6 protein-coding genes are annotated in these 5514 nt (G+C 57.4%); all 6 read right to left on the bottom strand.

Annotated features, from left to right (window positions below; translation table 11 throughout):
- Positions 1 to 6: 6 nt before the first annotated feature.
- Complete coding sequence (locus tag ACIQ5B_RS10030) at positions 7 to 777, bottom strand: phosphoadenylyl-sulfate reductase (RefSeq protein ID WP_397598896.1); 771 nt, start codon at positions 775 to 777, stop codon at positions 7 to 9.
- Complete coding sequence (locus ACIQ5B_RS10025; protein ID WP_324479421.1) at positions 770 to 1192, bottom strand: DUF934 domain-containing protein; 423 nt, start codon at positions 1190 to 1192, stop codon at positions 770 to 772. The genes ACIQ5B_RS10030 and ACIQ5B_RS10025 overlap by 8 nt, the downstream gene beginning before the upstream one ends.
- The gene (locus ACIQ5B_RS10020) at positions 1185 to 2813 is read right to left on the bottom strand and encodes a nitrite/sulfite reductase (protein ID WP_397598895.1); all 1629 of its coding nucleotides are present in this window, start codon (positions 2811 to 2813) and stop codon (positions 1185 to 1187) included. Before ACIQ5B_RS10020 ends, ACIQ5B_RS10025 begins: the two co-directional genes overlap by 8 nt.
- Before the next feature lies 1 nt (position 2814).
- Positions 2815 to 3111, bottom strand: coding sequence for a DUF2849 domain-containing protein (locus ACIQ5B_RS10015; RefSeq protein WP_183941664.1), 297 nt, complete (start codon positions 3109 to 3111; stop codon positions 2815 to 2817).
- Entirely contained in the window at positions 3108 to 3875 is a 768-nt protein-coding gene (gene cobA / locus ACIQ5B_RS10010) for a uroporphyrinogen-III C-methyltransferase (protein ID WP_397598894.1), read from the bottom strand. Before cobA ends, ACIQ5B_RS10015 begins: the two co-directional genes overlap by 4 nt.
- Positions 3876 to 4031: 156 nt before the next feature.
- Positions 4032 to 5417 (bottom strand): protein adenylyltransferase SelO family protein, encoded by a 1386-nt coding sequence (locus ACIQ5B_RS10005; protein ID WP_397598893.1) that lies wholly within the window; start codon positions 5415 to 5417, stop codon positions 4032 to 4034.
- Positions 5418 to 5514: the final 97 nt, after the last annotated feature.

Below are 5514 nucleotides of genomic sequence, written 5' to 3'. Positions count from 1 at the left end.
CGCCACTTAAAAGATCGGGTCGTTTGCGCTGTCATCCAGCGGCGGAACGGCCGCATGAATTCCGCACTCAACCTTGTCCCAGCCCTTCCAACGCCCCGAGCGCGGGTCTTCGCCGGCCGCAACCTTCGTGGTGCAGGGTGAGCAGCCAATCGACGGATAGCCCTGCGCGACCAATGGATGCACCGGCAGTGCATGCTCGGCCATATAGGCTTCGATCCTAACCTTGTCCCAATCTGCAAGCGGATTGACCTTGAGGCGGCCTTCCTCGATCTCGAACCGCGGCAAGGCCTTGCGGGTTGCGGACTGAAAGGCTTTTCGGCCCGTAAACTGGGCATCAAAGCCAGCAAGCGCAGACTTTAGCGGAAGGACCTTGCGAATTTCGCAGCAGCCATCGGGGTCATAAGACCAGCGCAGGCCCGTTCCGTCCTTTTGCGCCAGATGCGCAGGGTCGGGCGCGATGATGCGCAGGTCCAATAGGCCAAGCATATTCCGCAGTTCCTCGCGATAGCTAATCGTCTCGGGAAAATGCTTCCCGGTGTCGAGGAACAATATAGGCGTGGCGGGGTCAATGCTGGCAATCAAATGCAGCAAAACGGCGCTCTCTGCGCCGAAGCTGGAGACTATGGCCGCATCACCCAACATATTTTCACGCAGCAAGACGGTCAGCATCTCGACGGTATCACGCCCACGGAACATGTTGTTGAGACGGACGGCGTCCACCTCAGTATAACGTGGTGCGATGTTGATACGGTCCGCGATGCGAACCTGTTCACCCATGCCGTAACTTCCAAACGGGAACCGCGGCGTCCGCGGCCTTTTGGTAAAACTGGTCATAGGTTGAAAGCGCGCGCGCGACGGCTTCGGGATTTAACGACGCTTCGGGTGCAAAGCTGTCAAAACCACAGCGCCGCATGAACGCAATTTGGTCGACCAGAACATCGCCTTGTGCGCGCAGTTCGCCGGTGTAGCCAGCTTCACGCAAGATGCGCGCGGAACTGTAGCCGCGCCCGTCGCGATATTTGGGGAACGCAACTTCGATAAGCGTCAGCCGATCCAAAAACGGGATCAGTGCGCGTGCATCATCATCGGGCTCAAGCCGGACTGCGGTGGCGTTGGACTGGTCCAAAAAGGCATCGAGCGTAACCGATGGCTGTTCGGTGACTTCATCCGTGCGATAGCGAAACTCAACCATAAATCGCCTCCTTAAATGGTTCGAGGCCGACACGGCGATATGTGTCGATGAAACGCTCATCGCCTTCACGCAGCATCTTGTAGACTTCCGTGGCCTTTTCGACCGCGTCGACAACGCCGTCTTCATCAAAGCCGGGACCAATGATTTTCCCGATGCTGACGTCTTCCGCGCCAGAGCCGCCGAAGGTCAGCTGATAATTTTCCACACCCTTCCGGTCGACACCCAATATGCCGATGTGACCCGCATGGTGATGCCCGCATGCATTGATACAGCCGGAGATTTTAAGCTTCAGCTCGCCCAAATCACGTTGCCGATCCATGTCGGCAAAGCGCGTCGCAATTTTCTGCGCGACGGGGATCGAACGGGCGTTGGCCAAGCTGCAATAATCGAGGCCGGGACAGGCGATGATATCGCTGATCAGGTCAAGATTGGCGTCCGCCAACTCGGCTTCGCGCAATGCTTGCCACACCGCGTGCAGATCGCGCTTGGCCACATGTGGCAGGACGATGTTCTGCGCATGGGTGACGCGCAATTCGTCAAAGCCATATTGCTCGGCAAGATCAGCCATCACATCGATTTGCGCCGATGTGGCATCTCCGGGAATACCGCCAATGGGCTTCAGGCTGATATTGACGATCGCGTAACCCGCTTGCTTGTGTGGCTTTACGTTCTGGTCGAACCAAACCGCGAAATCGGGATCGCTGCGATCGGGCTCTACGTCTGCTGCGTCAAATGCAGGCGGTGCAAAGAAGGCGCTGATGCGTTCCAGCTCTGCCAATGGCGGATCGATGCCCAGCGTTTTGACATGGGCGAATTCTTCCGCAACCTGACGGCGATATTCGTCTGCACCAATTTCGTGCACGAGTATCTTGATACGCGCCTTGTAGATATTGTCGCGGCGGCCATAGCGATTGTACACGCGCAAGCAGGCTTCGATGTAGCTGAGCAGGTCGTCGGCTTTAACGAACGGATTGATCTCTGGCGCAATCATTGGCGTACGGCCCATGCCGCCACCTACGAATACGCGCGCACCCAATTCGCCATTTTGACGGACAAGCTCTAGCCCGATGTCATGCAAGCGCATGGCGGCACGATCTTCGGGTGAGGCGATGACCGCAATCTTGAACTTGCGCGGCAAATAGCTGAATTCAGGGTGGAATGTGGACCATTGGCGCAGCAATTCTGCCCAAGGACGCGGATCAGCCACTTCATCCGCCGCCGCCCCTGCATATTGGTCCGACGAGATGTTGCGAATGCAATTGCCGCTGGTTTGGATGGCATGCATTTCAACCGTTGCCAGTTCTGCGAGCAAATCCGGGCATTCCTCAAGCTTGATCCAGTTATACTGAATATTCTGCCGCGTGGTGAAATGGCCGTAATCGCGGTCATATTTGCGCGCGATGTGCGCGAGCATCCGCATCTGCCGGCTATCCAACGTGCCATAGGGAATGGCGACGCGCAGCATATAGGCATGCAATTGGAGATACAGTCCGTTCATCAGCCGCAATGGCTTGAACTGGTCTTCCGTAATCTCCCCCGCGATACGCCGGTTTACCTGATCGCGAAATTCGGCAACGCGCGCATCGACGATCGATTGGTCGAAATGGTCATATTTATACATATCAGATTATCCAGTCGCCTGCCGCTGGGTCAGCGGGTTTCAATGTAAGGTCTGGCCGCACCGTTGGCCCAAGCGCACGGACCCTGTCCTTGATATGCGCGGGGCGGGGCCCTTGGGGTGTGGCAACTGCGTCGATGATGTAGGGCGCGTTCACACGGCGTGCGCCTTCCTCGGCATGCAGCACGGCTTCGCCATGTTCACCAACATCAACCGCATCTTCAACATGGAGCGACCAGCCGCTGCCCGTCCACCAGGTCACAGCGCCAGAGCGCAATTCATTTCCAGTCAGTAACTTCACGCAATTTTCTCCGCCTGTTTGGCAAAATGTTTGAGCCGGTTTTCGGCATCGGATTTGAGGACAACGTCGCCGACCACGATGATCGCAGGGGATTGGACGCCTTCACGTTTAATCAGGTCGCCCAAATCGGTGAGGATCGTTTGCATCGCGCGCGCATCGGGCCGCGTCGCGCGTTCGAGCACGGCAACGGGCGTATCGGGCGACAAGCCGTCGGAAATCAGCTTTTCGGTAATATCCGCAGCGGTCGCAACGCCCATGTAAATGACGAGCGTGCGACCTTTGCCGGCAAGGCCAGCCCAATTCTGGTCGGTCAGGCCCTTGCACTGGCCAGCCACGAAAGTGACCGCGCTGGAGGCATCGCGGTGGGTGAGTGGCAGCATGGTCGCCGCAGCACCGCCCATTGCCGCAGAGATGCCGGGAACAACCTCAACATCTATTCCTGCGTCACGGCACGCTTCGGCTTCTTCGCCACCGCGTCCAAAAATAAACGGATCGCCGCCCTTTAACCGGACAACGACCCGGCCAACCTGCGCTTCGCGCACCAGAATGTCGTTAATGCCGTCCTGCGGCACTGAATGGCGCGACCGGCTTTTTGCGACTGAAATCAGGCGTGCGGACGGGCTAATCAGCGCCATAATCGCGGCGTCGACAAGGCCATCATGCACAACGACATCGGCCGACGCGATCAGCCGTGCAGCTTTCACCGTCAGCAGGTCGGGGTCACCGGGGCCAGCGCCCACCAAATAGACTCGTGCTTTTTCCATGACGCCAAAATGGACGGCTGCCGTCCAAGCTTCAAAACAGGATTAGTTGGCCGTGGGTTAGAAGAACTTTACCGGTGCCGATTTTTAAGCGGTACCCTTACTCGCCGCCGCAACTTACCCGTTTCGCGCAATCAGGTCCGCAGACTTTTTCAATTATCAGCCTTCATGCTTCAAAGCTTGCCCCAAGTCCTGAATATGCGACAGTTTTTGATATAAAGGCTGCCAGTCATCCTTTTGGGCAATGGCGTCCCAAATCATCTCAACCTCATCGATCAACATTGCGCAGACGGGGTTGCTTGCCCAATAATCGTCCGATGCGTGGACCGGCGCATAACCGCGCAACATGTCTTCAAATGCGGCTTGGCCTGCCCCGTTGGCTGCGAATGCGCCTGCCCGTCCACCTCGGTAGCCGTGGAAAAATGCAGCGATGGGGATTTGATCGCGGACCATCGCGCGCTCGGCGGCTTCGACAAGGCGCTTATCCTCGTCTGCGCCCTTCGACACAACGCCCAGTCGCCATAAAAATCGGCGAATGACTGATTGTTGATAGAGATCGGGGAAGCGTTCCAGTGCGGCAATCAGCGGCGGCGCGTCTGACACCAATCGCAACGTTACCGCAAGCTGGCCAAGGTTCCAATGCAAGGCTTCGGCTTGCCGCCCGAACGCATAAAGTCCGGATTGGTCGAAATAGGCTGCCGTAAAGCTTGGGTCCCATTTTTCGGTGAAGCGCCACGGGCCATAGTCAAAGCTTTCGCCGGTTATGTTGATATTGTCGGTGTTGAGCACGCCGTGGACGAAGCCTGCGACCATGTACGAACCGGCAAGGTCGGCGACGCGATCGACCGCGAGTTCCAGCAGCTGTGCTGCGGGGTTGTCTGAACCATCGACGCCGTAGAGATGTTCGAGGCAATAATGGATGAGCTTGTGCATCAGCGCTTCATTGCCTTCCGCCGCGATACGTTGGAATGTCCCGAAACGTATATGGCTATGGCTGAGCCGCACCATAACGGCGGATCTGGTTGGCGAAGGCTCATCCCCGCGGATCAATTCTTCGCCGGTTTCAATCAACGAGAATGTTTTGGAGGTGTTGACCCCAAGCGCCTCCAACATTTCGGTCGCCAATATCTCGCGCACACCACCCTTCAGCGTCAGCCTTCCGTCGCCGCGCCGGCTGTAAGGGGTGGTGCCAGACCCCTTGGTCCCAAGGTCCAACAGCCGGTCATGGCCATCACGCAGCTGCGCGAACAGAAATCCGCGTCCGTCGCCAATCTCCGGATTGTACACGCGGAACTGGTGGCCGTGATACCTCAACGCCAAAGGTTCGGGCATGTTATCGGGCAGCGGTTCAAAACGCCCGAAATGGCGGATCCACGACGCGTCATCATATCCATCTAGCCCAACGGTCGCCGCCCAACGGTCGTTGCGAAAACGCAATGTCGTCTCGGGAAAGTTGGCCGCACGTACGGGATCACCAATTTTTTCGCCCAGACTGGCGATTTGTGGATCAGGACAGTAGGGAGAGTGCATAGGTTCGATAATCATTCAAAGCATCTGGGCGGTGCGAGAAGGAAAGGCAAGTATGGCGGCGGTCCGCATCCTCCATTTGCATAGCAGCTTTAACCTTGGCGGTCAGGAATCG

Origin of the sequence: Sphingorhabdus sp., from assembly GCF_044374345.1 — a bacterium.
Taxonomy (GTDB): Bacteria; Pseudomonadota; Alphaproteobacteria; order Sphingomonadales; family Sphingomonadaceae; genus Sphingorhabdus_B.
The sequence above is the reverse complement of the archived record's forward strand: the minus strand, read 5'-3'. Positions and strand labels throughout refer to the sequence as shown.